This window comes from Streptomyces antnestii, from assembly GCF_004005495.1.
Lineage (GTDB): Bacteria > Actinomycetota > Actinomycetes > Streptomycetales > Streptomycetaceae > Streptomyces > Streptomyces antnestii.
The window spans coordinates 117,056-143,261 of sequence record NZ_RZYA01000003.1; the positions used below are offsets into that span (position 1 = coordinate 117,056).

A 26,206-nucleotide genomic window follows, 5' to 3' on the forward strand; every position below is an offset into this window, starting at 1 on the left:
GTTTCGGGCATGGCTCGGGTAGGGACCTGGCGCGAAGGCGGTCACGCCGACCGTGTGGAGCAGGGGTGTCAGGGAATCGCCGGAGCCTCAGTGGGCATAGGCGGGATGATCAGCGTCGGGTCCAGCGGAGCGACGGGGCGGAACGGCTCCAGGGCCGGAAGGTCCGGGGCCAGGTGCGCGAACTCGCGGCAGACCGCCACGGTTTCGCTCTCCGAGGTCTCCGGGGTGCGGATGCGGGACCAGCCGCCGGAGGAGTCCGCCGCCACCGCCTGACCAGGTCGGTCGGCAGGGATCGTGCACGCGGCGGGCACGGATTCCGGGGCCACGTCGTTCAGCCCCATCTCTGCGGTCTGCTTGTCGTTGACCCGGTGCACGACCCGGCCGGTGAGCTGAGCGCGAAGCATGGTCGCGCCCTTGCCGAGTTCGGAACCGAAGCGCTGTCCGCAGATCTCCAGATAGATGCCGACTGCGCGGGACAGCTGGGCCAGTCGGATCAGGCCGGTGACGATCCGTTCGCGGCGTTCCTCATCCTTCTTGGAGGAGATCAGGAACAGTTCCGCGATCTCGTCGACCAGGACCACCACCGGCGCCGGCCGAAGACGCTCCGGCAGAGCCCACAGGTCCGAGGCGCCATGCTTGGCGAGCAGATCGAAGCGGTCTTCCATCTCCGCCACCAGCACATCAATCAGCGAGGCAGCATCGTCCGGGTTCGTCGCGAGAGCGGACAGCCGGGCCGCGTAGCGGGACTGTTCGACGCCGCGCTTGCAGTCGACCCCGACCAGGGCAACCGGCAGCCCGGCAAGCCCCTTGATCAGGTTCCGCTGGTACATGGACTTGCCCGACTGGTTCGCGCCCAGGGTCAGCGCGTGCGGGATCTTGCGGTAGTCCCGCTCGTACGCGGTCCCGTCATCCTTCAACGCGACCGGCACCACGAGATCGTGAGCCTGTGCCTTGCGCGGCATCCGGACCCGGCGCAGCACGTCATATCCGGTCATCCGGAGCTCGACGAAACCGGGCTTGGTCGCGAGCACGTGCACCGCGTGCACTCCCCAGGCGTGGCGCAGACGCTCGGACGCGGCGGCAATGTCGGCCGGCTCCAGACCGGCGGGCAGCCGGAGCGTGACCCGAAGACCGGTCGACGTTCCCCGCACCCGACGGACCTTCGGCGGGACCGGCTGAACCTCGCGGCGAGCGACACTACGAGCCATGAACGCCCGCAACCCGGACGGCTGAACCGTCAGGCCACACACATCCATCGTGGTCCGGTACTGCACGGTGAACCGGGCCCACGCGGCCGGCATACCGATCGTCGCCCAGTAAGCGCGCGGAGCGCGAACCTTCATGTAGCCGACACCACCCACGCCCGCTATGGCGCCCGAGGCCTCCAGCCACGTGGACACGTCGGTCATGATCAGACCCCCGGCGTGATGGCGACGGCGCGGAACGCGATGCCATGGCGCTTCTGCCCGTTGAACTCGTTCTCCCAGTCACGGGCCTTGAGGCCGATCACCGAGACCGGCGTACCCGGAACGAGGTTCTCCGGGAGGCCCGTCTCCGGAACCGTCACCTGGTAGAGGTTCCCCTCACCCTCATCCGAGATCAGCAGGCCCACCGTCGACAGGCCCGCGTTCGTCTCCCGATCCACGGCCCGCTCGCCCGTCGCCTTGTTGGCCATCTTCGGCGTGGGCGCAGTCGCGACGAACACGACGGCGGTCGAAAGGTCGATCTTGAAGGACGACATTGCTTCTCCTTGTTTCGAATGAGGCCCATTGGACCGCTTGCTCAACTTGTTGGTACAAGCTGATGTGTAGAGAGTGCATCACCGTGAGTGAGTCGTCAAGCACTTCGGCGCCACATGTACCAACAAGTTGACTGAGTGCGTCATGATGGGGGGTATGAGTAAGCAGCCGAAGTACCGACAGGTGGCCGACGCCCTGCGTCGCGAGATCGACAGCGGGACCTATGGGCCCGGTGCCCGTCTCCCTTCGGAAGCCGAGCTGTCTACTCGCTTCGACGCCTCGCGGAACACCATCCGGTCCGGCCTGAGCTTGCTGGTCAGTGAGGGGTTGATCTCGTCGAGCCAGGGACTCGGGTACGAGGTTCGGAAGCACGAAGTGTTCGTCCTGAACGCCTCCAAGTTCGAAAACCTGAGCTTCCCGCAGAACGGCGACGCCTACTCAACCGACGTGACCAACGCCGGACGCCGGCCACACCAGACGTTCCGAGTGGAGCTGACCACTGCTCCCGAGTACATCGCTGAACGGCTCACCGTTGATGCTGGCTCGCGAGCCGTCCTGCGTTTCTGTCACCGGTTCGTGGACGACGTTCCATGGTCGACGCAGGCCACCCACTACCCGGATTGGCTAGTTGAGCGCGCCCCTCGTCTGACAGAACCCGGCGACATTGCAGAAGGCACGACCCGGTATCTCGCGGGTCTTGGGATCGAGCAAGTGGGATACGCCGACGAGATCGCGACCCGCATGCCGACGCCTGAGGAGGCTCGGCTGTTGGAGATCGGCGCTGGCGTCCCCGTCCTGCTCTGGACCCGAACCGGCTACTCCCCCGAGCGCCCCATCCGCTGCACCATCACCACGTTCCGGGGCGACCTGAACCGGATGAACTACGAGATCGGCGATCTGTCCGCCCGAAGCGAGAACGAGCCTCAGTGAAAATCACCCCGGCTGCACCCGCCGATCTTCCTCAGCTTCTCTCGTTCCGGACCGAAGCGGCTTCCTGGATCAGCAAACTCGGCAGCGATCAATGGAGCCGCCCCTACCCCGCCGACCGCTTGTTGGCGACGATCGAGGCTGGAACGGTGTTCATGCTCCGTGACGGTTCTCGTACTGCAGGCACGATCACGCTCACACCGGAGGCCGAGGACGGGCTGTGGTCCGCCGAGGAGTTGGGGGAGCCGTCCATCTTCGTCAACAAACTGACGGTGTCTCGCGAGTATGCCGGCCAGGATCTTGGAGGCAGGCTCTTGGATTGGGCAGGAGATAGGGCCTACAGGTCAGGGGCCAAGTGGCTTCGGCTCGACGCGTGGACCACCAACGAAGCGCTTCAGCGCTACTACTTGCAACAGGGCTTCGAGTACGTGCGGACAGTTCGCGAAGGCGGCGCAGTCAACGGAGGGCCAAGGGTTTCCGGATGGCTTGCCCAACGACCCGCCCGACCGGCCGATCACCGATTCGCCGACGAGACGCATAGCCCACGGCCCCTCTAGGCGAGCTGTTACAGGTTTCTCTACCTCATCAAGGCACCCGGCTGCGCTCCGCTCCGCCGGGCGCGCTTCCCGGCTCCCGCTCCGCGCGACGCTCCTGCCTTCGGCCCGCTCCGCGCGCGCTCCCGCCGACGCGCGCCCACACATGGATAGGGCCGGAGGCCAATCGGCGATCACCGCATGAAGCGGACCCAGGCCAGGACATGCCTCCGGCGGGGGCGCTCAGACTCTGGGATGGAGGGGGCGCCGTACGCGAGTGCCGGCCCGTCGTGGCGTGCGCGGGGGAGCTCCCATCCCGTCCGCCATCGACCCAGGCAGAGCCGAGCAGACGCGGCCCATGGCGTCCAGGTCGTTCGTACAGTGGCGCGCTCCACCTGGACGCCATGAACCACGCCCGCTCCACGGTGTGTGGGTCGACGGCGGACGGGATGGGAGCTGGGGAGAGTGGTGGGTTGAGGTGAGAGTGCGAAGCCCGGTTGTAGCGTGACCGCATGGATGAACCCCGGATCAAGGTGTACGGCTCAGCCACCGAAATCACTGTGGCGGCCAACGCTGCCGGGCTGCGGGACTTGGCCGAACGACTCGTCGATCTCGCTGCTCCCGAACTCCGGGACGGCTATCACGAGCATCTTGAGAGCGGCATCAACCTCGAAGACGGCTCAATCAGCCTGATCCTCGAACGCGACGACAAGCTGTAGGCCTCTCTACAGCTCGCCGCCATGTTGCGTGCCAGAAGGCATCCGTGCCCCTCCCGTGCCCGATAGACCGGGAACTCACGGGGAACCACGGTCACGACCGGGCAGCACGCACGACGAAGGCCCCCGACCGATGTTCCTGGTCAGGGGCCTTCAACCTGCGCGGTGGGTGTGGGATTTGAACCCACGGTGACTCGCGCCACGACGGTTTTCAAGACCGTTCCCTTAGGCCGCTCGGGCAACCCACCCTCGCCCCGCCGGGGACCGGCGGAGCGAGCACCAGGGTAGCGGGTTCGGCCGGGGACTCGGTCAGCTGTCGCCCTTGCGCTGGCCCAGGACCACGTTGACCGTGTGCTCCGAGCCGCCGCGCTTGTACGTGATCTTGACCGTGTCGCCCGGCTTGTGCGTCCAGATCTGGCCGATCAGGGTCGGACCACTGTCGATCACCGTGTCGTCGAGCTTGGTGATGACGTCGCCGGGCTTCAGACCCGCCTTGTCCGCCGGGCCGTTCGGCGTGACCGCGGACGAGCCGCCCGCGCCCTGCTCGGTGATCTTCGCGCCGTTGCCCTGCTCATCGAGCGCGACCGAGGCACCGATCACCGGGTAGACCGGCTGGCCGGTCTTGATCAGCTGGTTGGCGACGTTCTTCGCCTGGTTGATCGGGATGGCGAAGCCGAGGCCGACCGAGCCGGACTGGCCGGAACCTCCGATGCCGCCGCTGCTGCCGGGCTGGATCGCCGAGTTGATGCCGATGACCGCGCCCCGCGCGTCCAGCAGCGGACCACCCGAGTTGCCCGGGTTGATCGACGCGTCGGTCTGCAGCGCGTTCATGTACGACGCCTTGCTGCTGCCCGAGCTGTCGCTGGAGGCCACCGGGCGGTTCTTCGCCGAGACGATGCCCGTCGTCACCGTGTTCGACAGGCCGAAGGGCGCGCCGATCGCGATGGTCGAGTCGCCGACGGCGACCTTGTCCGAGTTGGCGAGCTGGAGCGGCTTCAGGTGCGCCGGGGCGTTCTTCAGTTTGATGACCGCGACGTCGTAGCCCTGGGCACGGCCGATCACCACGGCGTCGTACTTCTTGCCGTTCGAGAACGTGGCCGAAAGCTTTCCTCCGTCGGCGGCCGAGGCCACGACGTGGTTGTTGGTGAGGATGTGGCCCTGGGTGTCGTAGACGAAGCCGCTGCCCGTGCCGCCCTCGCCGTTGCTGCCCTGGGCCTCGATGGTGACGGTGCTCGGCAGCGCGTTCGCCGCGATGCCGGCGACCGAGGCCGGGTCACGCTTGAGGCCGCCCGGGCTGTCCGAGGCGGCGACCGTCGTCGAACTCGTGCCGCTGTCGTCGCCACGCTCCGCCGCCCAGTAGCCGATGCCGCCGCCGACACCGCCCGCGATCAGGGCCGCCACGATCACCGCGGCCAGCAGACCGCCCCGCCGGCCGCCCGGCTTGGGCTCCGGGGGCTGGTAGGAGGCGCCCCACGTGTGCCCGCCGCCGCCACCGTCCGCGTACGACGGAACGGCGGGCGGGGGCGGCGGCCAGCCACCCGCGGCCGCCGCCTCGTGCGTCCCGCCGGCTCCCGGTGCGGCCCCCGAGGCCGCGCCAGGACCTTCGTGCCCGCCCTGACCTTCGAACGCGCCCGGACCTTCGTGCGCGCCCGCGGCCGCGTCGCCCGGCACACCGTCGGCCGGCGTGGCCGCAGGCTCCGGAGGGGGCGCGGAACCGGCGGGTGCGGGGGCGGGTGCGGGAGTAGCGGGAGATTCCACCGGCACGGGAGGTGCGGACGGGGCCGGGGGTACCGAAGTGCCCTCGTTCTCGGTGCTCACAGCTCTTCTCCTCGATCCACGGCTGTACCAGCTGATTCCATCGGCACTGCTGTTTGTATGCGGTCAGCTTTTCCCACGGGACGTCAGGGCACCATAAGGCGTTCCTGTGCGTCCGCTGCCATCCTTTACTCCGGGCGAAACGGACGCATCCGCTGGGCGGCCCGGCGCCTGGCGGTGGCACCATGACGCGGTGACCCTCGCACGACAGCAGCAGATCCAGGTCGTCGCCCACCGCGGAGCCTCCGACGAGGCCCCCGAGCACACGCTGGCCGCCTACAGAAGGGCCATCGAGGACGGCGCCGACGCCCTCGAATGCGATGTGCGCCTCACGGCGGACGGCCATCTCGTCTGCGTGCACGACCGTCGCGTCAACCGTACGTCGAACGGGCGCGGAGCGGTGTCGGCGCTGGAACTCGCGGACCTCGCCGCCCTCGACTTCGGCTCCTGGAAGAACAGCGAGGCGGGCCGCACCAGCGCGGAGGGCCCCGACTGGGAAGCCTCCGCCGGGGAGGACACCTCCGTCCTGACCCTTGAGCGCCTGCTCGAACTGGTCCACGACGCCGGCCGCCCCGTGGAGCTCGCCATCGAGACCAAGCACCCCACCCGCTGGGCCGGCCAGGTCGAGGACCGCCTGCTGGTCCTGCTCAAGCGGTTCGGCCTCGACTCGCCGTCCGGGGCACCCGGCGAACCGTCCCCGGTACGCGTCATGAGCTTCTCGGCCCGCTCCCTGTACCGCATCCAGGCCGCGGCCCCCACCCTGCCGACGGTCTACCTGATGCAGTTCGTGTCGCCCCGGCACCGCGACGGCCGCCTCCCCCGAGGGGTCACCATCGCCGGCCCGGGCGTCCGCATCGTGCGCGGCCACCCCGGCTACGTGGAGAAACTCAAGCGGGCGGGCCATCAGGTGCACGTGTGGACGGTGAACGAGCCGGAGGACGTCGACCTGTGCGTCGGGCTCGGCGTCGACGCGATCATCACCAACCGGCCCCGCGCGGTTCTCCGCCAGCTCGGCAGGGGCTAGAACCAGCCACGCGCCCATCACAGGGAGTGCTCCGGCGCGTTCGCTCCGTATTCGATCGTCACGAGTGCGTCACTGAGCGTGGATTGGCCGGTTTCCGGTCCAATCCAGCGGGGCATTCACACCGTGGCGTGGGGCGAAGGAGGTCTCGGGGGTGGCGTTGGTGGTGGCACAGGAAGTGCCCGCGTCGTCGAGCATGGCCGTACCCCATGGCCCTGCGGGCGTGGGCGAGGCGAGACACCGGATGCGCGACCAGCTGCGCGTCGGCGGGGTCCCGGAAGCGGTCATCGACGATGCCGTACTGATCCTTTCCGAGTTGCTGAGCAACGCCTGCCGGCACGGCAGGCCCCTCGGCGACGAACTGGCCGGGGACGGCGACGTCCGGGCCGCCTGGAGGGTCGACGCGCGGGGCTGTCTCACCGTCGAGGTGACGGACGGTGGTGGTCCGACCCGTCCGGTTCCGGCCACGCCCTCGGTCACCGCACACGGCGGCCGCGGGCTCAACATCATCACGGCACTGGCCGACGACTGGGGCGTACGGGACGACGCACCCGGTGAGGTCACCGTCTGGGTGGTCGTGCACAAGGACGTCCGCTCCGACAGTCAGGCACCACGCCGCGACGGGTTCACCACGCGCGTGAACAGCCCCTCGCCCGCGCCGCTGTCCGGCCTCGATCTCGCGGACGCCTTCGACGACTTGGGCTGATTCCCGCCCCGCCGGCCCCGGCCGGATCCCGCCCCGGCCGCACGCCCCGGCCTGATCCCCGCCCCTGGCCGTACGAGGGGCTAGGCTCGCGCCCGTACGTACGAGAGCCGTAACCGGGAGACACCCAAGATGGCCAAGAAGCGCCCCCAGACCAAGGGCAAGTCGCACGTCAGCAGCGGGGAGATCCCGGTCGTCGGCGCCCGGGAACCCTGCCCCTGCGGGAGTGGCCGCCGCTACAAGGCCTGCCACGGCCGCGCCGCCGCGCACGCGGTGACCGAGCTGGTGCAGCGCCCGTTCGAGGGTCTCGCGGGTGAGGGCGACTGGGTCGCCCTGCGCGAACTGGTGCCCGCCGCGACGGCGGAGCTGACGCTCAAGGAGAGCCTGCCGGACGACGTCCCCTCGGTCACGCTCGCGACGGTGCTGCCCATGGCGTGGCCCGCGCTGCGCCGCGACGACGGCTCGGTCCTGCTCGGCCTGCAGAACGACACCTCGTCGGGCGACCTGAGCCGCGATCTGGCCGACACCCTTCAGCGCGCGCTCACCGCCGAGCCCGGTACGCCGGTTCAGGCGCGCCGCGCGCCCGCCGACGCACCGCGCCTCCAGGACCTGCTGGACCCGGAGGCCACGTTCGAGCCGGTCGTGCACACGGGCTTCGAGTTCTGGGTGCCCGACTCGGAGAACGCCACCACGGAGGTCTCCGCGTCCCTGGAGCGGGCCAACGCGGCCGCGATCCCGACCGTGAAGCTCTCGGGTGTCGACGCCGCGTACTGGTGCGAGACCCCCGAGAAGAACCACCTGCGGTGGGTCATGCCGTACGCCGAGGAGAAGCTGCTCGACGCGCTGGCCCGGCTGCACGCCGCCGGTTCGTCCTCCCTCGGCGAGGGCACGCGTCTGGTCGGGTCCTTCCGGGCGCACGGTCTGACCGTTCCGGTCTGGGACCTGCCCACGGGCATGGGCGCCGAGGACATCGAGAAGCCGGCCGCCGAGTTCGCCGAGCGGCTCACCGCGGCCCTCGCCTCCGACGCCCCGCTGACCGTGGACGAGCGTCGGGCGCGCGGTGGTCTCACCAACCGACAGGTGACTCTCAGCTGACCGACCGGTCAGGCACAGAAGCGGTGGCGGAACGGGTGACTCCTGTCACAACTCCCCGTAGTGGCAGGTAAATCCGCAGACGAATAGCCGAGATCGAATTTGCTAACGGCCGATCTCTTGTTACCGTTCGAGTAGCCCGGTTGCTGGTGCATCCCCCGTCGCCAGCAACCGGGTCCTTCTGTTTCCGGGCACCTGTCCGGTCAGCTGCCGGTCGGCGCCGCCGCGTTGCTCCCCGACCTGAGAAGCAGCGGACCCTCGTCCCCGGCCCCCGCGAACTCCGCCACCGCCGAGTAGTCGCCCGCCTCACCCGCCGTCCGCTCCCGCGGGGTGTCACACGTCCCCGGTTCGTCCTGAGCACCCACCGCACAGTGCATCTGCACGGTGCGCCCGGCCGGAGCCATCAGGGTCAGTACGGAACTCAGCGGGCTCCCCGTCGCGTTGCGGTAGTAGGTCCTCGCCCATGTCTCCCGCCCCTGGGTCAGGACGCAGGTCTGTGCCTCGATGCCGTCGGGGGAGGAGAGCTCGGGTCCGCACCGGGCCGCCGTGCCGATCCCGAGTCCGGCGAGCAGCGAGGTGCCTGCGGGCTGCCCGTTCGCGGAGCCGTCGGACGTAGGAGAGCCGGACGTGTCACCGGCGGTCGCCCCGGCCCGCCGCGCCGTCCCGGGCTTGTCATCGATCTTGTCGGCGCCGGCGGTTCCCGCGGCGTGCCCCGCTCTGTCGGCAGGCTCGCCGCCGGAGTTGAGGCTGTCCTCGGCGGTGTTGCCGACGGGCCCCGCGGAGGCGCCGGCCAGCGGGAGGAGGACGGTGAGGATCACGACCGCGAGAAGACCGAGCAGACGGAGGCGCGAGTGGGGTCTCCCCTGCTCGAGGCTGTTCGAGAGCTTGGGGAAGGAGGGCATGCGCCGAAGATATCGGCGCCGCCCCTTCACACCCCGCGCCGCGCGCCCGATCCCCTACAACTCGGGGGCGCTCACACCCGTACGAGTGAGGGCGTCCACGACCACGTCCACCACGGCCTCGACGTCGGGCACCCAGGGTGCCGCGGAGCCGGGCAGTGGTGCGCGCTCCCAGCGGACCTGGCCGAAGCCGGTGTCGGACGGGGGCAGAGCGAGATAGCCGCCCTCGCCGTGGAAGCGCAGCGACCCCGGCACCCAGTCCTGGGCGTAGAGGAGTTCGCCGAGCTGCTCCATCGAGTACGGCGCCACGAGGATGAAGACGCGGTCCGTGGTGGCGACGACCGGGCCGAGCCTGATGTCCGCGCGGTCGAGTGCCGCGAGGGCGCGGGCACCGGCGGCCGCGGGGAGGCTCACGGCGCAGGGTGCGCGTCCGCCGCTCGCGCCCGCACCGGCCCCCGTGGCGAGCACGATCGGCGCGGTCGGACGGTTCGTCCACCACCAGCTGACCATGCGCTCGTCGGTGGTCGCGGCGAGCAGCCCCGGGTCGAAGGGGTGCGCGCCCGGCACCGTGCACTCCGGGTCGGGGCAGGCGCAGCTGACACCGTCGCGGCGCCCCGTCCTCTCGAGTCCTACGCCCGGGAGCACGGGCCACTGCCATGCGGTCGCGAAGGTCAGGGCCGCGCTGAACTGATCAGACTTCCCGTTGTTCCGCCTGGACAGGAGCCTGCGTCGCCTTCCGGGGATCTCGCGCATGAGCGCTCGTTCCTTTCCGTTGACCGAAGAGAACGCTATGGGCCACATCACACCATGTGTCGATCACTTCACTGAGCGTGCGTACCGGGGAGCGTCGCGCCCCGGCCTCGATCTGGGGGAACCCCTATAGTCCGAGCGCCGGCCGCGTACTTGAAAAGCCTGGCGCGGGGTGGCGGTGCCTGGCGTTTACCGTCGCGCGTGTTACTCGCCGCCTCCACCACGGGAGGATGGGGCACGGTCGTCGGTGGTTAGGACGCCCGGGTCCGTCGCCAGGTTCCGGGTCGATCGCAACTACCCCTGGCCTTCACCGAGTACGTACCCATCCCGACCGCTGTGACGCTCTGTCGAACAATCCCAGTCGACCGCAATATGCCGTTACCCGAGGCATTTTTCGGCCAAGCTCGGTCAGAGATCACAAATACCGCACGAGCCTCCTGGACACCAGGAATCCCAGCAGGACAATGCTGGACATCCCCTCACCAGTGCGTGTAGATGTGGAGACACTGCTGGCGGCGCAGAATCACCTGGGGGTTTGCGATGCTATCGAGCAATACGCACCGGTCGGAAAGCCGAACGCTATGACCGCCCCGCACTTTCCGAAAGTGGCTGGAATCGATTCAACGGTTCCCCCACCCGCACACACTGTCGCGCCCGCGTCACCCGCGCCCGCGCCTCCTTCCTCCCCCGCGGCCCCCGGAGCGCTGATCCAGGACCGGCTCGCCGGCTGGGTCTCCGACCTCACCACGCTGCACGAACTCACGGAACGGCTGGCCAGGACGGCCACCCTCGACGACGCGCTGCACGAGGTGCTCCGCGCCGGTGCGGCCCTCGTCGGCGCCCGCCGCGGCCTGCTCGCACTGGAGCCCGCCGACGGCCTGGGACCCGACACCGTCGTGGGGCTCGGCCTCGCCCGCGCCGACCTCGGCCACCTGGAGACGGTGCCGCGCGGCGCCACCTCGTACGGGAAGATCCTCGACCGTGCGGACCCGGGCGACGAACCCGAGGTGCACGCGGACCTGCTGGCCGAGGACGGGCTCGATCCGCGCCACCGCGAGGTCGCCGCGCGGCTCGGCTACGCGGCGAGCTTCGCGCTGCCCCTCGCGACCACCGCGGCGGGCCTGCTCGGCGCCGCGGTCTGGCTCTACGACGAGCCCGCCGAACCCGTCGAACGCCAGCGCCACCTGGTCGGCCTCTACACGCGCTACGCCACCGAACACCTCGCCCGCCTGCTCGAACTGGAGCGGACGCGCGCCAAGTCCCGCACCATCGCCGAGGAGTTGCTGCCGTCGCGGCTCCCGCGGGTCGCGGGTGTCCAGCTCGCCGCCCGGCACCGCACGGGCCCGCGCGGCGGAGGCGACTGGTACGACGCGCTGCCGCTGCCCGAGGGAGCGCTCGGCCTCGCCGTGGGCTCCGTCACCGGATCCGGCGCGAGCGCCGTCGCCGCGATGGGCCGGCTCCGGGCCAGCCTGCGGGCGTACGCGGTCATGGAGGGCGAGGACCCGGTCGCCGTCCTCTCCGACCTGGAGCTGCTGCTCCGGCTGACCGAGCCCGCGCGCAGCGCCACCGCCCTCTTCGCGTACTGCGAACCCGCCCTGCGCAAGATCGTCCTGGCCGGGGCCGGGCACAGTCCCCCGCTGGTGATCGGCGAGAGACGGACGGAGTTCATCGAGACGTCGCTGTCCGCGCCGCTCGGCATGCTGGCCTGCTGGGAGGCGCCCAGCGTCGAGTTCAGCCCGGAGCCCGGCGAGACCGTGCTGCTGTACACGGACGGCCTCCTGCACCGCACCGGCGATGCCATGGACCGCGCCTTCGCCCGTCTGCACGCGGCGGCGGCCGGCGTCCCCCGGACGATCCGCGACGACCCCGGCGCGATCGCCGACCACGTTCTGCACACCGTCCTGCCGGACGGACTCGACGCCGCCGACAGCGACGAGGACGTCGTCCTGCTCGCCGCGCGCTTCGAGTGACCACGGTGACCGTTCAGGCACGCCCCGTAGCCCCGGTGTAACAGGCCTTCCGACCCTGGGACCCCTTCCGCGCGACCGTACGATGGACGGGGTCCATCGTTGTACCCAGGCCGCACCCATGGCCGATCCCAGGGCCGCATGCAGGGTCTTGTCCAGGGCCTTTTACCCAGGGCCTTATCTAGGGCCTTATCTAGGAGGAAGACGTGTCGGAGGAGCTCAACCCGGAGAACCCGGAGATCTCGGCGACCGAGGCCGACGAGCCGATCAAGCAGCGCAAGAACGGCCTGTACCCGGGCGTGTCCGACGAGCTCGCCGAGAGCATGAAGTCCGGCTGGGCCGACACCGAGCTGCACGGCCTCGAGCCGATCGCGCAGGTGTCCGAGACGGCCGCCCGCCGCGCCGCCCTCTCCGCACGCTTCCCCGGCGAGCGCATCGTCGTCCCCGCGGGCAACCTCAAGACCCGCTCGAACGACACCGAGTACGCCTTCCGCGCCTCCACCGAGTACGCGTACCTGACCGGCAACCTGACCGAGGACGGCGTCCTCGTCCTGGAGCCGACGGCCACCGGGCACGACGCGACGATCTACCTGCTGCCGCGCTCCGACCGCGAGAACGGCGAGTTCTGGCTCGACGGCCAGGGCGAGCTGTGGGTCGGCCGCCGCCACTCCCTCGCCGAGGCCGAGCAGGTCTACGGCATCCCCGCCGCCGACGTCCGCGAGCTCGCCGGCCAGCTGGCCGAGGCGACCGGCCCCGTCCGCGTCGTGCGCGGCCACGACGCCGGCATCGAGTCCGCCCTGACCGACAAGGTCACCCGCGAGCGCGACGAAGAGCTGCGCGTCTTCCTCTCCGAGGCCCGCCTCGTGAAGGACGCCTTCGAGGTCGGCGAGCTGCAGAAGGCCGTCGACTCCACCGTCCGCGGCTTCGAGGACGTCGTGAAGATCCTCGACAAGGCCGAGGCCACCAGCGAGCGCTACATCGAGGGCACGTTCTTCCTGCGCGCCCGCGTCGAGGGCAACGACATCGGCTACGGCTCGATCTGCGCCTCCGGTCCGCACGCCTGCACCCTGCACTGGGTCCGCAACGACGGCCCGGTCCGCTCCGGCGACCTGCTCCTCCTGGACGCGGGCGTGGAGACGCACAGCCTCTACACGGCCGACGTTACCCGGACCCTGCCGGTCAACGGCCGCTACACCGAACTCCAGAAGAAGATCTACGACGCCGTGTACGAGGCCCAGGAGGCCGGCATCGCGGCCGTGAAGCCGGGCGCCAAGTACCGCGACTTCCACGACGCCGCGCAGCACGTGCTCGCCGAGAAGCTCGTCGAGTGGGGTCTCGTCGAGGGCCCGGTCGAGCGCGTCCTGGAGCTCGGCCTCCAGCGCCGCTGGACCCTGCACGGCACCGGTCACATGCTCGGCCTCGACGTCCACGACTGCGCCGTCGCGCGCACCGAGACGTACGTGGACGGCACCCTTGAGCCCGGCATGTGCCTGACCGTCGAGCCCGGTCTGTACTTCCAGGCCGACGACCTGACCGTGCCGGAGGAGTACCGCGGCATCGGCGTCCGGATCGAGGACGACATCCTCGTGACGGAGGACGGCAACCGGAACCTCTCCGCCGGTCTGCCGCGCCGCTCGGACGACGTCGAGGCGTGGATGGCCCGGCTCAAGGGCTGATCGAAACCCAAGGGCTGATAGAAGCTCAAGGGCTGATCGAAGCTAGAGGGCTGATCGAAGCTCAGGAGCTCAGCGAACCGGCTGAGGGCGGGCGGGGGTCAGGCGGAGACGAGGGGCGCGTCCGCGCGCCACTTGAGGACCTTGTCGAAGCTGACCACCGCGCCGCCCCTGCCGGGTCTGTTGACGAAGTGGACGTGGTCCGCGAGCTCCCGGATGAGGCAGAGTCCGCGGCCATGCTCGGCGTGGTCGGGCGCCGCCTTGAGCATCGCCGTGCCACGGCCGGAAAGCGCCGGGAAGCCGGGACCGGAGTCGGCGACCTCGATGCGACAGGTCTCGCCCTCGAGGTAGGCCGTGACCCGGTACGCGCCCGCGGGGTCGCCGGGGGCCGGGTCGCCGCCGTGCTCGACGGCGTTGGCACAGGCCTCGCTGAGGGCGACGGACAGGTCGTACGACACGTCGGGGTCCACCCCCGCGGTCTCCATCGTGCCGATCAGAAGGCGTCGGGCGAGCGGGACGCTCGCGGCCTCGCGCCGCAAGTGGAGAGACCACCAGATGCTCATGCTCCAGCCTCCTGGCCGCGGCTCGACATACCGATACGTATTGCCGCGACGGCCCCTGTGCAATCGCACGGATCACGTGATATCGCCCATACGGCGGACGCGCGGACCGGTGGCGGCGGTGTACAGAGGCGGTCCCATGGGGCACGCTGGCAGATTCCGGACCTTGTGGACCTGCCGTATGGGGCGGGTAAGCCCAGTGCGATGATGAGGCCGCCATGTCTGCCCCCCACCCGCGCGAGGCGCGCACCGGAACGGATGTCCGGCTGCTGAGGGCCGCGGTGTTCACCGCGGTCTGCGTCGCGTTGTCCGCGGCAGGACATGTGCTCGCCTCGTGCGCCACCGTCCCCCTGTGGACGCTGGGCGCCGGGTTCCTCGCGGTGTTCTCGGTCGCGGCTCCGCTCGCCGGGCGCGAGCGCTCGCTGCCGGGCATCGCCGCCGCTCTCGCCCTCGGCCAGACCGGTCTGCACACGCTCTTCGGAGTGGGCCAGCACGGCACCATGACGATGGCGCAGACCGCGCAGGAACCCTCGGTCGTGGAGCGGGCGGCACGCCTCATGTGCGGTACGGGCATGGCGGCGATCAGCCCCGTGCAGGCGCAGCGGATCCTCTCGGACGCCGGGGTCGAACCCGCTTCCGGGCAGGCCGCGCACGCTCACATGACCGCCGACACGGCCGCCTCCATGCCGATGCTGCCGTCCCTGCCGATGCTGCTCGGGCACCTGCTCGCCGCGGTCGTGGCGGGCTGGCTGCTGCGGCACGGGGACCTCGCGCTCGGCCGGCTCGTCCGCCTCTCGGCGAACTCGGCGCAGGGAGTCGCCCAGGGGGCGCTCGTCCGCTCCCTGCGCGCCGCTCTCGCTCTCGTACGCGCGCTCAGGGCGGGGCTGCCGGGCGGGGCGGATGTGGCGCCGCACGTGGTGCCCACGGCGCTCCTCGCGCCGCTTCCCCTGCGCACGACGGCACTTCAGCACTCGGTGATCAGGCGCGGTCCGCCCGCCGGCGACGCGTTCCGTCTCGCCGCCTGACACGGCACACGTACTCCAGTACTCCACGCGGGCCTTGCGCCGGTTCTCGGTTTTCCGAGCTCACGAGCTCACGGTTTTCCGAGCTCACGGTTCTCCGGTCTCCCGGCATCTCCAGTTCGCCGGTTCCCGCGGGGCGGAGCGGTGTCGTGCGGCACGCGCGCGTGCCCGTCGACAGGCGTGCGCACACCTCACCGTTCGCTGTTCCGCTGAAAAGCCAAAGTGGAGTGCTTTCTGCCATGAAGAAGATTTCCCGCGTCTCCGTCGTCGGCGGCATCGCCGCGTCCGCCGTCCTGGCACTCTCCGTCCCCGCGTTCGCGCACGTCACCGTGCAGCCGGAGGGCGCCGCCGCCAAGGGCGGATACGCCGTCGTGGACTTCAAGGTGCCGAACGAGCGCGACGACGCCGCGACCACCAAGGTCGAGGTCAACTTCCCGACCGACCACCCGCTGGCGTCGGTCATGCCCGAGCCCGTCCCCGGCTGGACGGCCGAGGTCACCAAGTCCAAGCTCGCCAAGCCGCTCGAGATGCACGGCGAGAAGATCGACCACGCCGTCTCCAAGGTCACCTGGACCGCCGACGGCTCCGGCAAGGACAAGGGCATCCAGCCCGGCTACTTCCAGAAGTTCCCGCTCTCCATCGGCGCCCTCCCCGAGGACACCGACCAGCTCGTGTTCAAGGCGATCCAGACGTACGACAACAAGCAGGTCGTCCGCTGGATCGAGCCGCAGGAGAAGGGCCAGGCGGAGCCGGAGAACCCGGCGCCCACCCTGGAGCTCACGGCCGCGACGGCCGACCACCACGGGGGTGCCGGCGCCGACGGCGCCACGTCGGGTGACGACAAGGCAGCCCCGGCCGCCGCCTCGTCCGGCAGCTCCTCCGACGGCTCCTCCGACAGCGACACCACCGCACGCGTTCTCGGCGTCGTCGGCATCGTCGTCGGCGCGGCCGGCGTGGCCTTCGGCGTGCTCGCCGGACGCCGTCGCACCAACAGCTGAACCAGCCGCGGACAGGCACCGGGGTCGGCACCACCGCCGGCCCCGACGGCCGCCGGCCGACCCCGGTGCCCATCCGCCCGCCTCACATCTGGGACATTTTTCTATGCGCTCTCCCCGTAAGACCTCGCACGGCACGACCCCGCACACAGCTCCTCGGCGCGCGCTGCGCGGCAAGGCCCTGCTCGCCGCCGGACTCGTCGCCACCGTGTCGCTGACCCTCTCCGCCTGCGGCAGCGGCGACGGAAGCAACAAGCCCGTCGCCGAGGTGTCCGCCGAGGCCGGCTCGAACAAGGCCGCGACCGTGCTCGACTCGCCCTTCAAGAAGCCGGACCTCGTCCTCACGGACACGCACGGCAAGAAGTTCGACCTGCGCGAGCAGACCAAGGGCAAGCCGACGCTGATCTACTTCGGCTACACGCACTGCCCCGACGTGTGCCCCCTGACGATGAGCAACATCGCCGTCGCCAAGAAGGCCCTGCCCAAGGCCGAGCAGGACAAGCTCCAGGTCGTCTTCGTCACCACCGACCCGGACCGCGACACCCCGGCCGTCCTGGGCAAGTGGCTCAAGGCCCAGGACCCCGACTTCATCGGCCTGACGGGCGACTTCGCCACCATCCAGGGCGCCGCCCGGACGATCGGCATCTCCATCGAGCCGACGCAGAAGGACAAGAACGGCAAGCTCGTCTCGATGCACGGCACCCAGGTCATCGCCTTCTCGCCGAAGACCGACGCCGGTTATGTCCTGTACGGCGAGGACGCCACCGTCGACGACTACACCAAGGACCTCCCCAAGATCATCAAGGGGGAACAGCCGTGAGGCGCGCACCGCTCGCCCTCGGCGCCATAGCGCTCTCGGCCGGTCTCGCCCTCACCGCCTGCGGCTCCGGCGACCCGTCGGCCTCGGCGTCCTCGAACGGCGGCAAGCCCGCCGTGAAGGTCGGCGAGGCGTTCATCCCGGCGCCCGCGGGCGGCGACATGGCGGCCGGGTTCTTCATCGTCCACAACAGCGGCGGCGCCGACACGCTCACCTCCGTGAGCAGTTCGATCGCCGAGCAGGTCACCCTCCACACCACCAAGGGCGGGGTGATGAGGGAGCAGAAGTCCTTCCCCGTCCCCGCCGACGGCGAGCTCGACTTCGAACGCGGTGGCAACCACCTCATGTTCGAAAACCTGAAGCACACGCCGAAGGAGGGCGACAAGGTGTCCGTGCAGCTGCACTTCGCCAAGTCCGGCACCGTCAGGGTGACGTTCCCGGTGAAGGCCGCCACGTACAACCCGACGGCGAAGTCGGGCCACACGTCGGCGTCGTCCATGTCGATGTCGTCCATGCCGTCGGCGCCGTCGCACTCGTCGCACACGTCGCACTGAGGGGCTGACCGTTCGTGAAGACCATCGCTCCCCGCTTCCGGCAGCTGTTGCTGCTGCTCCTCGCCGTCACCGGCGCGCTGCTCGCCGGCGCCGCGCCCGTCTCCGCGCATGCCGCGCTGACCGGGAGCGACCCGAAGCAGGGCGCGGTGGTCGACCAGGCCCCCACCCGGGTGTCCCTGACCTTCTCCGAACAAGTCGCGATGTCCGACGGTTCCGTACGGGTCCTCGACCCGGCCGGAAAGCGCGTCGACACCGGCAGGACGACCGACCTGGGCGGCACGACGTACGGCGTCCGCCTCCACTCGGGGCTCCCCGACGGCACCTTCACCGTCGCCTACCAGGTCGTCTCGGCCGACAGCCATCCCGTCTCCGGGGCGTTCACCTTCTCCATCGGCGCCCCCTCCAAGACGAGCGCCGCCCTGCCCGACCAGGCCGCGGGCGGCGGTGTCGTCGGCGCGCTCTACGGAGTCGCCCGGTACCTCTCCTACGCCGGCTTCATCCTCACCGTCGGCGGCGCCGCCTTCGTACTCGCCTGCTGGCCGCGCGGAGCGGGGGTGCGCCCTGTACAGCGGGTCGTGGTGGGCGGCTGGATCACCCTCACCGGCGCGACTCTCGCGCTCCTCCTGATGCGCGGCTCCTATACGGGATCCGGCGCCGTCGGTGACATCTTCGACCTCTCCCTCCTCGCGCAGGTCCTGCAGACGAAGCCGGGCGCGGCCCTCGTGTCACGCCTCCTGCTCGTGGCCGCCGCCGCCCTCTTCATCGCGGTGCTCTTCGGTGCGTACGAAAAGCGAACCGACCCCAAGGAGAAGAAGGACCTGACCTTCGGTCTCGCCATCGGCGGCACGGTCGTCGCCGCGGGCCTCGCCGCGACGTGGGCGATGGCCGAGCACGCCTCGACCGGCATCCAGGCCGGGCTCGCGATGCCCGTCGACGTACTGCACCTGCTCGCGGTGGCGGCGTGGCTCGGAGGACTCACCACCCTGCTCGTCGCGCTCTACCGGGCGCCCTCGATCGAGGCGTCGGCCGTCCGGCGGTTCTCGCGGGTGGCGTTCTGCTCCGTCGCCACGCTGGCCGCGACCGGGCTCTACCAGTCGTGGCGCCAGGTCGGTTCCTGGTCGGCGCTCACCGGCACCCGGTACGGGCAGCTGCTGCTCGTGAAGCTCGGCCTCGTCGCCCTCCTGGTGGGCGTCGCCTGGATCTCGCGGAAGTGGACGGGCCGTCTCGCCGAGTCCCTCACCGCGGAGGCCACCGGAGCCACTGTCCTGACACAGGGCACCACTACGGAGAAGCCGGTCACGGTTCCTGCGGCGGGCGACGAGACGAACACTTCGGCCTCCGGCACGAGCGACGGACCGAAGACCTCTCGCCCGACCGGCGAGCCGAAGACCTCCCGCACCAGCGACGGCACGAAGCCCTCCGCCCCCGGTGCCGGCGACGACGACAAGCGGGCCGCCCAGCTCGCGCGGCAGCGGGCCGCCCTCGCCACCGCCCGCGAGAAGCGCATCCGCGACGCCGACCCCGGCCGCTCAGGACTGCGCCGCTCAGTACTCACCGAGGCCGGCGTGGCCGTCGTCCTGCTCGTCGTCACGACCGTGCTCACATCCACCGAGCCGGGCCGCACCGAGGAGCAGGCCAGGGCGGCCACCGCGGCGGCCTCCCAGCGGTCGGGTCCCATCGCCCTGAAGCTGCCGTTCGACACGGGCGGTCAGGACGGCAAGGGCCGGGTGCTCCTGGACGTGGATCCCGGGCGCACCGGCAGGAACGACATGCACGTCTACGTAGAGCGCCCCAACGGAAAGGCGTTCGACATCCCCGAGGTGAAGGTCGCCTTCACGCTGCCCGCGCGGAAGATCGGCCCTCTCCCGGTCGTACCCGACCACATCGCCACCGGACACTGGAGCGCGAGCGGGGTTCAGATCCCCGGTGCCGGCGAGTGGAAGATCGCGGTCACCGTGCGCACCTCCGACATCGACCAAGTGACCGTCTCCAAGAACGTGAAGATCGGCTGAACCACACCATGGCTGACTCCGAGAACCCGACCGCCTCCACGAACGGGACCGGCTCCGCGAACCCGACCGCCTCCGCGAACGGGACCGACTCCGGCATCTCCCGACGGCGGCTGCTCGGCACCGCGGGCGCGACCGGCCTCGCCCTGGGCGCCGTGGGCGCGACCGCCGGGTACGCGACAGCGTCGTCGAACTCGTCCGAGAGCGCCGCGGCCTTGACCTCCCTGGGCTCGGGCCGGGTGATGTTTCACGGGAAACATCAGCCCGGCATCACGACCCCGATGCAGGCCCGGGGCCATCTGATCGCCTTCGATCTCGCGCCTGGCGCGGGGCGTAAGGAAGCGGCCGCGCTGATGCGCCGCTGGTCGGCCACCGCCCGGCGGCTGATGGCCGGCGAGGCGCCGGGTGGCTCCGACACCGACATCGCCCGTGACGCGGGCCCGTCCTCGCTGACCCTCACCTTCGGCTTCGGCCACAGCTTCTTCTCCCGTACGGGGCTGGAGAAGCAGCGGCCGACGGCCCTCGACCCGCTGCCGGACTTCTTCTCCGACCACCTCGACAAGGCCCGCAGCAACGGTGACCTGTGGGTGCAGATCGGTGCGGACGACGCCCTGGTCGCCTTCAACGCGCTGCGTGCCGTCCAGCGGGACGCCGGCGAGGCGGCCCGCGTGCGCTGGCAGATGAACGGCTTCAACCGCTCGCCCGGCGCCACCTCGCACCCCATGACCAGCCGCAACCTCATGGGCCAGATCGACGGCACCGACAACCCGAAGCCGTCCGACCACGACTTCGACCAGCGGATCTTCGTGCCCGCGTCGGGCGACCCCTCGTGGATGGCCGGCGGTTCGTACGCCGTCGTACGGCGCATCCGCATGCTCCTCGACGACTGGGAGAAGCTGACGACCAAGGCCCAGGAGGACGTCATCGGCCGCAGGAAGTCCGACGGCGCGCCCCTGACCGGGGGTACGGAGACCACGAAGCCGGACCTGGAGAAGACGGGCGCCGACGGCAATCTCGTCATCCCGATCAACGCCCACGCCCGCATCTCCCGGCCCGACCAGAACGGCGGCGCGGCGATGGTCCGCCGCCCGTTCTCGTACCACGACGGGATCGGCCACGACGGGGTCCCGGACGCCGGGCTGCTGTTCGTCTGCTGGCAGGCGGACCCGCTGCGCGGCTTCGTCCCGGTGCAGCGCAAGCTCGACCGGGGGGACGCCCTGTCGGACTTCATCCGCCACGAGTCGAGCGGCCTGTTCGCGGTGCCCGGCGGGGCGGCGGAGGGCGAGTACGTGGGGCAGGCGCTGCTCGAGGCCCATTAGGGTGACCTCATGCCAGCCAGCTACGCGTATCTCGGCCCTCAGGGAACCTTCACCGAGGTTGCCCTGCGCACGCTCCCGGAGACCGCCACCCGGGAACTCGTCCCGATGGTGTCCGTGCCCGCCGCACTCGACGCCGTGCGCACCGGTGAGGCCGAGGCCGCGTTCGTGCCGATCGAGAACTCCGTCGAGGGCGGCATCACGACCACCCTCGACGAGCTGGTGGCCGGCGAGCCGCTGATGATCTACCGCGAGGTGCTGCTCTCCATCACCTTCGCGCTGCTCGTCCGGCCGGGCACGAAGCTGACGGACATCAAGACCGTGACGGCCCACCCGGCCGCACAGCCGCAGGTCCGCAACTGGATGAAGGCGCATCTGGACCCGGACGTGACGTGGGAGTCGGCCGCGTCGAACGCGGACGGTGCGCGCCTGGTGCAGGAGGGCCGGTACGACGCCGCGTTCGCGGGCGAGTTCGCGGCGGAGCGCTACGGCTTGGTGCCGCTGGTCACCGAGATCCACGACGCGGAGAACGCGCAGACGCGCTTCGTCCTCGTCGGCAAGCCGGCCCGGCCCGCGGCGCCGACGGGCGCGGACAAGACGTCGGTGGTCATCTGGCAGCGCGACGACCACCCGGGCGCCCTGCTCGAACTGCTCCAGGAGTTCGCGGTACGCGGCGTCAACCTGATGCTGCTGCAGTCCCGGCCGACCGGTGAGGGCATCGGGAACTACTGCTTCGCCATCGACGCGGAGGGGCACATCTCGGACCGCCGTGTCGGTGAGGCGCTGATGGGGCTCAAGCGGGTCTGCCCCGAGGTGCGCTTCCTGGGCTCGTATCCGCGGGCGGGCGTCACCGTGGCGGACGTACGGGCTCCGCGGGCGGGGACGACCGACGGCGACTTCATGGCGGCGTCCGACTGGCTCGCGCGGTGCCAGGACGGGCGTTTCTGACGCCTGCGGGACGGCCGGAAGGGCGCCTTCGGGCGCCTTTTCCTCTGTCTTGAGAGCCGGTCCTACCTGCTGATTTTCGTCATCCACAGAAGTTATCCACAGGCGGGCGTCTCGACCTGGGGACAAGTCGACACCATCTCCCTACATGGTCGACAAATCGCCCTACAGCCCGCAAGTCCCTCCACAGGGGCCCACGTCACCCCTCGTCCACTCTTTTCCTTTGATCAATCCTATAGAGCGAACCATTTCCACTCGAAAGTGAGTGTGACAGGGGTTTCGATCGGGAATCCTTCGCCGGGCATGCGGCTTTCGGAACGATCTCTTCCGGCATCCACAGATCTTTCGCACAGCCTGTGGATAACTCTCGGAGGGGTCACAATCCTGTGGACAACCCGACTCTCAAGTCCCCTCCCGCGCAAGGAGATTCGGTCAATCGACCGTGCCGCATCTGCCCCGTTCCGGGGAATGGAACCCTTTTCATTGACCGGCGTCCACAGCGTCCGACCGATCCCGAGAAGATCCATTTCGGCCGCGCTCCAGGTCGGAGCCGCACGGAATTCATATTCCGGCAAATCGGGCATAAGGCAACGCACGGGATATCGGTTCGTGTGGCGGAACCGCGCACCGGTAGCCTTGAGGGGTGATTGACCTTCGCCTGCTCCGTGAGGACCCCGACCGTGTTCGCGCCTCCCAGCGCGCCCGTGGAGAGGACGTCGAGCTCGTCGACGCCCTGCTCTCCGCCGACGAGCGGCGCAGGTCGTCCGGGCTCCGCTTCGACGAGCTCCGTTCCGAGCAGAAGTCGCTCGGCAAGCTGATCCCCAAGGCCTCCGGCGACGAGAAGCAGGAGCTCCTGAAGAAGGCCGGCGAGCTCTCCGCCGCCGTCAAGAGCGCCGAGGCCGAGCAGCGGGAGGCCGACGAGGAGACCCACCGCCTCGCCCTCCAGCTCGGCAACATCGTGCACTCCGACGTCCCGGTCGGCGGCGAGGAGGACTTCGTCGTCCTCGAGACGCACGGCACGATCCGCGACTTCGGCGCCGAGGGCTTCGAGCCCAAGGACCACCTGGAGCTCGGCGAGGCGCTCGGCGCCATCGACGTCGAGCGCGGCGCCAAGGTGTCGGGCTCACGCTTCTACTACCTGACGGGCGTCGGCGCGCTCCTCGAACTCGCGCTCGTGAACGCGGCGATCGCGCAGGCCACCGAGGCCGGCTTCATCCCCATGCTGACGCCGGCGCTGGTGCGCCCGCGCGCCATGGAGGGCACGGGCTTCCTCGGCCAGGCCGCGGAGAACGTGTACCACCTGGAGAAGGACGACTACTACCTGGTCGGCACCTCCGAGGTCGCGCTCGCCGGCTACCACATGGACGAGATCCTTGACGCGGACCAGCTGCCGCTGCGCTACGCGGGCTTCTCGCCGTGCTTCCGCCGCGAGGCCGGTACGTACGGCAAGGACACCCGGGGCATCTTCCGCGTGCACCAGTTCGACAAGGTCGAGATGTTCTCGTACGTCGCTCCCGAGGACGCCGAGGCCGAGCACAAGCGGCTCCTGGAGTGGGAGAAGCAGTGGCTGACCGGCCTCGAACTGCCCTTCCAGGTCATCGACGTGGCGACGGGCGACCTCGGCTCCTCGGCCTCGCGCAAGTTCGACTGCGAGGCGTGGATCCCGACGCAGGGCAAGTACCGCGAGCTGACCTCGGCGTCGAACTGTGACGGCTTCCAGGCCCGTCGGCTCTCCATCCGGATGCGCGACGGCAAGAAGGTCCAGCCGCTCGCGACGCTGAACGGCACGCTGTGCGCCGTTCCCCGCACGATCGTGGCCATCCTGGAGAATCACCAGCAGGCCGACGGCTCCGTGAGGGTGCCCGAGATGCTGCGTCCGTACCTCGGCGGACGAACCACTCTTGACCCGAAGTAACCGCACTCTGGAGCCGATCAACAAGTGAGCCACCCTGCTCCGCTCGATCACCCGTTCCCGTACAAGCTCGTCGCGACCGATCTCGACGGGACGCTGCTGCGGCCCGACGACACGGTCTCCGAGCGGACGCGGGAGGCGCTCGCGGCGGTCACCGCCGCGGGTGCCGCGCACATCATCGTGACCGGGCGGGCCGTGCCCTGGACCCGCCACATCCTCGACGACCTCGGCTACGAGGGCCTCGCGGTGTGCGGGCAGGGCGCGCAGGTCTATCACGCGGGTGAGCACCGGCTGCTGACGTCGGTGACGCTCGACCGGCAGCTGGCCGGTCTCGCGCTCTCCAAGATCGAGGCGGAGACCGGGCCGCTGGCGCTGGCCGCGAGCCGTGACGGCATGGACGGCGAGGTCATCGTGGGGCCCGGCTACCAGGTGCAGGAGGGTCCCCTGCCGGTCACGCCGTTCACGGACGTCGCCGCGCTGTGGGCCGCGCCGCTGAACAAGGTGTACGTGCAGCACCCGGGTATGACCGACGACGAGCTGGCGTCCGTGGCGCTGGCCGTGGCCGGTGATCTGGTGGGCGTCACGGTGGCCGGCGAGGGCATCGTCGAGCTGCTGCCGCTCGGCCTGTCCAAGGCGACCGGTCTCTCGCTCGCCGCGCGTCGCCTTGGCGCGAAGGCGGCCGACACGATCGCCTTCGGCGACATGCCCAACGACATCCCGATGTTCTCCTGGGCCGCGCACGGTGTGGCGATGGCCAACGCCCACGCGGAGCTCAAGGCCGTCGCGGACGAGGTCACGACGTCGAACGCCGACGACGGCATCGCGGTGGTCCTGGAACGTCTGCTGGGCTGATGGCCCGGCCTCGCCGGGCCATCAGCCGGTGCCGTGCGTGTGCGGCACCGGAACGTCTGGGTGGGCGGCCTCGCGCACCCGGAAGGTGCGCGCTCGAAGCGGCCGCCCCGGGCAGCCTCCCCGTGAGCGGGCTCGGACGGAGTGAGTAACTACTCCGGAGCCTGCCGTGGGCTGCCCTGCCGGGAGCGCGACGGACTGCCGGTCGGCATCGTCTCGCTCCTCTCCCAGCAGGCGGGCGCCATGAGTGGCGCGGTCACAGAACTACTGTGCGCCTACGAGGAGTTGGGCGCCACCGATTAAAAGCGGGGCGGGCGTCCCGCTAGCGGCGGCGCCACTTGCGGCGCCTTGCACGGCTGAAGAACCAGCCCGCGGGCGGCTCGTCGGAGCGCCAGGGCTGCGGCTCGGGGGTCTCGTTGCGCCAGCGTGCGGCGAGCATCCGGGCCCGCGCGGAAGGCTCCGTGGTCCCGGCGGCCCGTATGAAGTCCTCGTCGAGGATCACGTCCTCCCAGGTCTCGTCCCGCTCGCGCTCCGGCTCCGCCGCCATCTCCACTCCTCCTGGAACAGGCCGACCCTGCAACGGATCGCCCCGGGAACAGGCCACCCCTGGAACGGGTCACCCTCCCGACCAGTGTCCGGACGGGAGGGTGAAGCCGGTGTCAAGAACCGTCACTCCTCGCCGGCGATCTTCAGCGTGCGCAGCTTCTGGCCCGCGTACCAGGTGGCCAGGACGGTGACCCCGGCGAGCAGGACCGTGGCGAGCGGGAGGCCTACGTCCGAGGTGATGAGGTCGCCGCCCGCCACCTTGTGGGCGACCGCGAGGGACCACTGCTGCACGCTGAGGGTGCGCGCACCGGCCACGAGCGACCCGAAGAGCGCCTCCCAGACGAGGGCGTAGACGAGGCCGAAGACCACGGCATGGCGCGTGATCGTGCCGAGGAGCAGGAAGAGCGCGGCGTACGCGATGGAGGCGACCAGGGCCGCGATCGTGTAGGCGACGGCGATCTGCTGCCCGTTCCCGTTCAGGATCAGGCCCGCGATGAGCGTGGGGACCGCGGAGAAGGCCATGGTCACGGCGACGGCGACGATCAGCTTGGTGAAGATGATCGTCGGGCGCTTGATCGGCTTCGCGAGGAGGTAGACGACGGAACCGTCGTCGATCTCGGGTCCGATCGCGCCCGTGCCCGCGATGACGCCGATGATCGGCACCATCGTGGCGAGCGCGAACCCGCCCAGGACGTCCGCGGCGATCTGGTCGTCCGCCCCGGTCAGGCCGCGCACGAGCGCGGAGATCGCGATGAGCAGGACGGGCAGGGCGCACAGGATGAGGGCCCGGCGGCGGCCGAGCAGGGCCCGGTAGGTGAGCCGGGCGACAGTGGGGTCGTACATCAG

The 26,206-nt window shown here is 70.4% G+C and carries 26 protein-coding genes and 1 tRNA gene; 18 read left to right on the plus strand and 9 right to left on the minus strand.

The window, feature by feature from the left end; all coding sequences use genetic code 11:
• Positions 1-68: 68 nt before the first annotated feature.
• On the minus strand, positions 69-1,409 hold the full coding sequence (locus EOT10_RS08435; protein WP_127827458.1) for an FtsK/SpoIIIE domain-containing protein: 1,341 nt from the start codon (positions 1,407-1,409) through the stop codon (positions 69-71).
• 2 nt (positions 1,410-1,411) lie between these two features.
• Complete coding sequence (locus EOT10_RS08440) at positions 1,412-1,741, minus strand: SCO3933 family regulatory protein (RefSeq protein WP_127827459.1); 330 nt, start codon at positions 1,739-1,741, stop codon at positions 1,412-1,414.
• A 154-nt stretch (positions 1,742-1,895) separates the two neighbouring features.
• Between EOT10_RS08440 and EOT10_RS08445 the strand changes: the two genes are divergently transcribed.
• The 3 genes from EOT10_RS08445 to EOT10_RS08455 all read left to right on the plus strand — a co-directional run bounded on the left by EOT10_RS08445 (position 1,896) and on the right by EOT10_RS08455 (position 3,918).
• On the plus strand, positions 1,896-2,669 hold the full coding sequence (locus EOT10_RS08445) for a GntR family transcriptional regulator (protein ID WP_127827460.1): 774 nt from the start codon (positions 1,896-1,898) through the stop codon (positions 2,667-2,669).
• The gene (locus tag EOT10_RS08450; protein WP_127827461.1) at positions 2,666-3,223 is read left to right on the plus strand and encodes a GNAT family N-acetyltransferase; all 558 of its coding nucleotides are present in this window, start codon (positions 2,666-2,668) and stop codon (positions 3,221-3,223) included. The genes EOT10_RS08445 and EOT10_RS08450 overlap by 4 nt, the downstream gene beginning before the upstream one ends.
• A 488-nt stretch (positions 3,224-3,711) precedes the next feature.
• Positions 3,712-3,918, plus strand: coding sequence for an Imm32 family immunity protein (locus EOT10_RS08455; RefSeq protein WP_127827462.1), 207 nt, complete (start codon positions 3,712-3,714; stop codon positions 3,916-3,918).
• A gap of 160 nt (positions 3,919-4,078) precedes the next feature.
• On the opposite strand, the gene EOT10_RS08460 is transcribed toward EOT10_RS08455, so the two are convergent.
• A tRNA-Ser gene (locus tag EOT10_RS08460) sits at positions 4,079-4,163 on the minus strand.
• 61 nt (positions 4,164-4,224) lie between these two features.
• Positions 4,225-5,733 carry a S1C family serine protease gene (locus EOT10_RS08465; protein ID WP_127827463.1) on the minus strand — a complete coding sequence of 503 codons (1,509 nt, stop codon included), beginning with the start codon at positions 5,731-5,733 and terminating at the stop codon, positions 4,225-4,227.
• Between the two features lie 190 nt (positions 5,734-5,923).
• Here EOT10_RS08465 and EOT10_RS08470 point away from each other — a divergent pair, with 190 nt between their 5' ends.
• From EOT10_RS08470 to EOT10_RS08480, 3 genes are all read left to right on the plus strand, one after another.
• Complete coding sequence (locus tag EOT10_RS08470; protein ID WP_127827464.1) at positions 5,924-6,754, plus strand: glycerophosphodiester phosphodiesterase; 831 nt, start codon at positions 5,924-5,926, stop codon at positions 6,752-6,754.
• Between the two features lie 151 nt (positions 6,755-6,905).
• On the plus strand, positions 6,906-7,457 hold the full coding sequence (locus tag EOT10_RS08475; protein ID WP_431313266.1) for an ATP-binding protein: 552 nt from the start codon (positions 6,906-6,908) through the stop codon (positions 7,455-7,457).
• A gap of 129 nt (positions 7,458-7,586) precedes the next feature.
• Positions 7,587-8,549 carry a DUF5926 family protein gene (locus EOT10_RS08480; protein ID WP_127827466.1) on the plus strand — a complete coding sequence of 321 codons (963 nt, stop codon included), beginning with the start codon at positions 7,587-7,589 and terminating at the stop codon, positions 8,547-8,549.
• Positions 8,550-8,749: 200 nt separating this feature from the next.
• On the opposite strand, the gene EOT10_RS08485 is transcribed toward EOT10_RS08480, so the two are convergent.
• Together EOT10_RS08485 and EOT10_RS08490 are read right to left on the minus strand one after the other, a co-directional pair.
• Positions 8,750-9,448, minus strand: coding sequence for a hypothetical protein (locus EOT10_RS08485; protein ID WP_127827467.1), 699 nt, complete (start codon positions 9,446-9,448; stop codon positions 8,750-8,752).
• Between the two features lie 54 nt (positions 9,449-9,502).
• The gene (locus EOT10_RS08490; protein ID WP_127827468.1) at positions 9,503-10,198 is read right to left on the minus strand and encodes a bifunctional DNA primase/polymerase; all 696 of its coding nucleotides are present in this window, start codon (positions 10,196-10,198) and stop codon (positions 9,503-9,505) included.
• A 461-nt stretch (positions 10,199-10,659) separates the two neighbouring features.
• Between EOT10_RS08490 and EOT10_RS08495 the strand changes: the two genes are divergently transcribed.
• Positions 10,660-12,165: a PP2C family protein-serine/threonine phosphatase gene (locus EOT10_RS08495; protein ID WP_189491344.1), complete on the plus strand. Its 1,506-nt coding sequence runs from the start codon at positions 10,660-10,662 to the stop codon at positions 12,163-12,165.
• Between the two features lie 203 nt (positions 12,166-12,368).
• Entirely contained in the window at positions 12,369-13,838 is a 1,470-nt protein-coding gene (locus tag EOT10_RS08500; RefSeq protein WP_127827470.1) for an aminopeptidase P family protein, read from the plus strand.
• A 98-nt stretch (positions 13,839-13,936) separates the two neighbouring features.
• On the opposite strand, the gene EOT10_RS08505 is transcribed toward EOT10_RS08500, so the two are convergent.
• Positions 13,937-14,398, minus strand: a complete 462-nt coding sequence (locus tag EOT10_RS08505) for an ATP-binding protein (RefSeq protein ID WP_127827471.1) — start codon at positions 14,396-14,398, stop codon at positions 13,937-13,939.
• A gap of 215 nt (positions 14,399-14,613) precedes the next feature.
• Between EOT10_RS08505 and EOT10_RS08510 the strand changes: the two genes are divergently transcribed.
• From EOT10_RS08510 to EOT10_RS41220, 10 genes are all read left to right on the plus strand, one after another.
• A complete protein-coding gene (locus EOT10_RS08510) occupies positions 14,614-15,420 on the plus strand; it encodes a hypothetical protein (protein ID WP_127827472.1) in 807 nt (268 codons plus the stop codon).
• A gap of 236 nt (positions 15,421-15,656) precedes the next feature.
• Complete coding sequence (locus EOT10_RS08515) at positions 15,657-16,415, plus strand: YcnI family copper-binding membrane protein (protein WP_127827473.1); 759 nt, start codon at positions 15,657-15,659, stop codon at positions 16,413-16,415.
• A gap of 103 nt (positions 16,416-16,518) precedes the next feature.
• Positions 16,519-17,232: an SCO family protein gene (locus EOT10_RS08520; RefSeq protein WP_223280886.1), complete on the plus strand. Its 714-nt coding sequence runs from the start codon at positions 16,519-16,521 to the stop codon at positions 17,230-17,232.
• The gene (locus tag EOT10_RS08525) at positions 17,229-17,783 is read left to right on the plus strand and encodes a copper chaperone PCu(A)C (RefSeq protein ID WP_127827474.1); all 555 of its coding nucleotides are present in this window, start codon (positions 17,229-17,231) and stop codon (positions 17,781-17,783) included. Before EOT10_RS08520 ends, EOT10_RS08525 begins: the two co-directional genes overlap by 4 nt.
• A 14-nt stretch (positions 17,784-17,797) precedes the next feature.
• A complete protein-coding gene (locus EOT10_RS08530) occupies positions 17,798-19,795 on the plus strand; it encodes a copper resistance CopC/CopD family protein (RefSeq protein WP_127827475.1) in 1,998 nt (665 codons plus the stop codon).
• Between the two features lie 8 nt (positions 19,796-19,803).
• On the plus strand, positions 19,804-21,111 hold the full coding sequence (efeB, locus tag EOT10_RS08535) for an iron uptake transporter deferrochelatase/peroxidase subunit (protein ID WP_127827476.1): 1,308 nt from the start codon (positions 19,804-19,806) through the stop codon (positions 21,109-21,111).
• A 9-nt stretch (positions 21,112-21,120) separates the two neighbouring features.
• The gene (gene pheA / locus EOT10_RS08540) at positions 21,121-22,056 is read left to right on the plus strand and encodes a prephenate dehydratase (RefSeq protein ID WP_127827477.1); all 936 of its coding nucleotides are present in this window, start codon (positions 21,121-21,123) and stop codon (positions 22,054-22,056) included.
• Between the two features lie 640 nt (positions 22,057-22,696).
• Positions 22,697-23,968 carry a serine--tRNA ligase gene (serS, locus tag EOT10_RS08545; RefSeq protein WP_127827478.1) on the plus strand — a complete coding sequence of 424 codons (1,272 nt, stop codon included), beginning with the start codon at positions 22,697-22,699 and terminating at the stop codon, positions 23,966-23,968.
• A gap of 24 nt (positions 23,969-23,992) precedes the next feature.
• Entirely contained in the window at positions 23,993-24,817 is an 825-nt protein-coding gene (locus EOT10_RS08550) for an HAD family hydrolase (RefSeq protein ID WP_127827479.1), read from the plus strand.
• 141 nt (positions 24,818-24,958) lie between these two features.
• Positions 24,959-25,117, plus strand: coding sequence for a hypothetical protein (locus tag EOT10_RS41220; protein ID WP_189491346.1), 159 nt, complete (start codon positions 24,959-24,961; stop codon positions 25,115-25,117).
• 19 nt (positions 25,118-25,136) lie between these two features.
• On the opposite strand, the gene EOT10_RS08555 is transcribed toward EOT10_RS41220, so the two are convergent.
• Together EOT10_RS08555 and EOT10_RS08560 are read right to left on the minus strand one after the other, a co-directional pair.
• Positions 25,137-25,361: an SGM_3592 family protein gene (locus tag EOT10_RS08555; protein WP_127827480.1), complete on the minus strand. Its 225-nt coding sequence runs from the start codon at positions 25,359-25,361 to the stop codon at positions 25,137-25,139.
• Positions 25,362-25,483: 122 nt separating this feature from the next.
• The gene (locus EOT10_RS08560) at positions 25,484-26,203 is read right to left on the minus strand and encodes an ABC transporter permease (RefSeq protein WP_127827481.1); all 720 of its coding nucleotides are present in this window, start codon (positions 26,201-26,203) and stop codon (positions 25,484-25,486) included.
• Positions 26,204-26,206 lie beyond the last annotated feature (3 nt).

Excerpts from the sequence above, each read along its gene's own strand:
- EOT10_RS08435 (WP_127827458.1), bottom strand. The coding sequence starts at position 1,409 with ATGACCGACGTGTCCACGTGGCTGGAGGCCTCGGGCGCCATAGCGGGC.
- EOT10_RS08440 (WP_127827459.1), bottom strand. The coding sequence starts at position 1,741 with ATGTCGTCCTTCAAGATCGACCTTTCGACCGCCGTCGTGTTCGTCGCG.
- EOT10_RS08445 (WP_127827460.1), top strand. The coding sequence starts at position 1,896 with ATGAGTAAGCAGCCGAAGTACCGACAGGTGGCCGACGCCCTGCGTCGC.
- EOT10_RS08455 (WP_127827462.1), top strand. The coding sequence starts at position 3,712 with ATGGATGAACCCCGGATCAAGGTGTACGGCTCAGCCACCGAAATCACT.
- EOT10_RS08480 (WP_127827466.1), top strand. The coding sequence starts at position 7,587 with ATGGCCAAGAAGCGCCCCCAGACCAAGGGCAAGTCGCACGTCAGCAGC.
- EOT10_RS08485 (WP_127827467.1), bottom strand. The coding sequence starts at position 9,448 with ATGCCCTCCTTCCCCAAGCTCTCGAACAGCCTCGAGCAGGGGAGACCC.
- EOT10_RS08490 (WP_127827468.1), bottom strand. The coding sequence starts at position 10,198 with ATGCGCGAGATCCCCGGAAGGCGACGCAGGCTCCTGTCCAGGCGGAAC.
- EOT10_RS08495 (WP_189491344.1), top strand. The coding sequence starts at position 10,660 with ATGCTGGACATCCCCTCACCAGTGCGTGTAGATGTGGAGACACTGCTG.
- EOT10_RS08505 (WP_127827471.1), bottom strand. The coding sequence starts at position 14,398 with ATGAGCATCTGGTGGTCTCTCCACTTGCGGCGCGAGGCCGCGAGCGTC.
- EOT10_RS08510 (WP_127827472.1), top strand. The coding sequence starts at position 14,614 with ATGTCTGCCCCCCACCCGCGCGAGGCGCGCACCGGAACGGATGTCCGG.
- EOT10_RS08515 (WP_127827473.1), top strand. The coding sequence starts at position 15,657 with ATGAAGAAGATTTCCCGCGTCTCCGTCGTCGGCGGCATCGCCGCGTCC.
- EOT10_RS08520 (WP_223280886.1), top strand. The coding sequence starts at position 16,519 with ATGCGCTCTCCCCGTAAGACCTCGCACGGCACGACCCCGCACACAGCT.
- efeB (WP_127827476.1), top strand. The coding sequence starts at position 19,804 with ATGGCTGACTCCGAGAACCCGACCGCCTCCACGAACGGGACCGGCTCC.
- pheA (WP_127827477.1), top strand. The coding sequence starts at position 21,121 with ATGCCAGCCAGCTACGCGTATCTCGGCCCTCAGGGAACCTTCACCGAG.
- EOT10_RS08555 (WP_127827480.1), bottom strand. The coding sequence starts at position 25,361 with ATGGCGGCGGAGCCGGAGCGCGAGCGGGACGAGACCTGGGAGGACGTG.
- EOT10_RS08560 (WP_127827481.1), bottom strand. The coding sequence starts at position 26,203 with ATGTACGACCCCACTGTCGCCCGGCTCACCTACCGGGCCCTGCTCGGC.